Origin of the sequence: Microcystis sp. M53598_WE2 (assembly GCF_030067735.1) — a bacterium.
Lineage (GTDB): Bacteria > Cyanobacteriota > Cyanobacteriia > Cyanobacteriales > Microcystaceae > Microcystis > Microcystis aeruginosa.
Window position 1 is genome coordinate 1 of record NZ_JASJFE010000035.1, and the last position, 2,580, is coordinate 2,580.

Sequence of the window (2,580 nt, forward strand, 5' to 3'; positions counted from 1 at the left end):
GGACCTAGAACTCGGCGAGTATTTGTTCAGAGTGTTTCGACCGGGAGCGATCAACGTTCAGAAATACTCGAAGAGTCTCGGTGGTTACTACTACTGGCATTCGGAAATCTATCCTCGCGACCCAGCTGCTGAGACGCTCCATCGCGTCCTTTTGTTTATGTTCTATCTGAACGATGTAGAGCGCGGTGGTGAGACGGAGTTCTTGTACCAAGAACGGAAGCTCAAGCCGACCTCTGGGACGATGGTGATCGCTCCCGCCGGTTTTACCCACACCCATCGCGGCAATGTGCCCGAGTCGCACGACAAGTACATTCTGACCAGCTGGATCTTGTTCAACCGCGCCGAGCAGCTCTATCCTCGCAAACCCAATCCTGCGTGAGACGACACAAGCGACAGAAGGACAGGCATTGCCAACCTCGCCATTTTACCGGCAACCCAAACGTTGCGTGGCTCACGATCGGATGCTGGCAACGCGGTAACAAGGGACGAGACGGGCAAATGAATTGGGGTGGAAAATGGAAGGGCAAAAAAAATTTGAGCGGAATGCCTGACAACGGACGGAGTGAACCGTCTGGTAGCTCTCTACTCGCGCTTAGAAATTAATTGAATGGAAACTACCAGTAATCATACTAAATCCGTTGAGTATAGGCTAGATATCAGGATAGGCAAGAGGCAAGAGGCAAGAGGCAAAAGGAGGAATAGATAATCAGTCTTTAATCACTGGATTTAGAATCAGTGATCAATCAAGCTTTAACCATGAGTCAGTTATGATGATGAAATTATTAAGATCTGTAGTCATTTTGGCAAGTTTACTGAATGTTACACCTGGGATGGCAAATCATCCACCCCGACAAGTTGCTCAAGCGTCTAGCGCTTATTCGATTCAAGGTTATTGTTTTTCAGTCGCTAATGATGATCTGGATTCTACGGCGAGGATTTATATTCAGGGAAATCAAGTCACGGGTCGGGTAGAAGCTACGATTCATAATGAACAAGAATCTTATTATAGTTCCTATACTCAAACCTTACAAGGAAGGAAAAATGGGAATCAGTTAAACTTAAATATCAAGACAAAAATTGAGTTAGATACTCAAACAACTCAAGAAACCTGGACGTTAACTTCAGATTCTTTGAATACGGGACGAGTCGTTTATCAAAAACAACCTTGTTTAGTGTCTCAAATTCGGTTTGCACCAGGAACTAATACCACTACAGTTAATCAATCGGTTGTTCGAGGGAGTCGAAATATTTATTTATTAAGAGCGAATCAAGGACAGAGAATGGATCTGAAAATTACAGCATTAGAAAATAATGCCGTATTCGATGTGATTGCACCGAATGGGCAAATTTTGAAAACAGAAGCTACCCAATCTAGTTTAAAATTACCGGCTACTGGAAATTATGAAATAATTGTAGGGGGAACTCGTGGCAATGCCACCTATAAATTAAATGTTAAAATTCAATAAATAGAAGGAAACATGGAACAGCCTTGGGGTTGGGGGGTCTTGACTCTTGCCTCATCTCAACCAGCAATTTAAATGCGCGGGCAGCTTATCCTATATGGTACTGTTTAATTTTATTGCCACAAAAGTTGATTATGTCCTTACCTGAACTCCCTCTTCATCTTCAATTAACCCAAATGATTTCGGGTTACTGGCTATCTCAAGCTATCTATGCTGCGGCTAAATTGAGTCTAGCCGAGCATTTAAGCAAGGGAGCGAAATCTTGTCAAGAGTTAGCCTCCCTAACTGAGACCAATCCTGCTGCTTTATACCGACTGATGAGAGCATTAGCTAGTGTGGGAATTTTTCAAGAAACTGAATCTCAACAGTTTATACTCACTCCCTTAGCCGAACATTTATCTAGTGACCATCCCCGGTCAGTAAAAGCGACAGCGATTATGTTAGGAGAGGCCCCCCATTATCAAGCATGGGGAAATGTGTTACATAGTATTAAAACGGGACAACCATCCTTTGATGATGTCTTTGGGATGGGGGTCTTTGAATATTTTCAAACTCATCCGCTGGATGCAGAGATTTTTGAACAGTCGATGAATAGTTTTTCTTTTTCGGAGGAGAAGGCTATTTTAGCTGTGTATAATTTCTCTGAATTTCAAACCCTAGTAGATGTAGGTGGGGGATACGGTGAGATGTTGGGGACAATCTTAGAGCAATATCCCCACCTAAAAGGGATTCTTTTTGATGAAGACTATGTAATTTATCATTGTCAACCCACTTTAGAAAAACACGGCATTCTCGCTCGTTGTCAAACCTTTGGAGGTAATTTTTTTGAATCCGTACCGCCAGGAGGAGATGGCTATTTATTAAAACATATTATTCACGATTGGGATGATCGACGGGCAATTGCCATTTTGAAAAATTGTTGTGAAGGCTTAGATAGCAACGGTAAAGTCTTAGTAATGGAAATGGTTGTTCCTTCGGGTAATAAGCCTTCGTCTGCTAAAATGTTAGACATGAATATGTTAGTTATGTGTCCGGGAGGTAAAGAAAGAACCGCAAAAGAATTTGAGGAATTGTTAAGTCAAGCGGGTTTAAAATTAAATCGAATTATTCCGACTAA

At 42.2% G+C, this 2,580-nt stretch carries 3 protein-coding genes; all 3 read left to right on the forward strand.

All coding sequences use genetic code 11. From position 1 onward, the window contains the following. The coding region (locus tag PX636_RS00775) for a 2OG-Fe(II) oxygenase (RefSeq protein WP_288115909.1) at positions 1 to 379 on the forward strand (379 nt) is incomplete at its 5' end. Between the two features lie 388 nt (positions 380 to 767). Further along, positions 768 to 1,466: a hypothetical protein gene (locus tag PX636_RS00780; RefSeq protein WP_004162660.1), complete on the forward strand. Its 699-nt coding sequence runs from the start codon at positions 768 to 770 to the stop codon at positions 1,464 to 1,466. Between the two features lie 131 nt (positions 1,467 to 1,597). Then, the coding region (locus tag PX636_RS00785) for a methyltransferase (RefSeq protein ID WP_288115910.1) at positions 1,598 to 2,580 on the forward strand (983 nt) is incomplete at its 3' end.

Excerpts from the sequence above, each read along its gene's own strand:
- PX636_RS00780 (WP_004162660.1), top strand. The coding sequence starts at position 768 with ATGATGATGAAATTATTAAGATCTGTAGTCATTTTGGCAAGTTTACTG.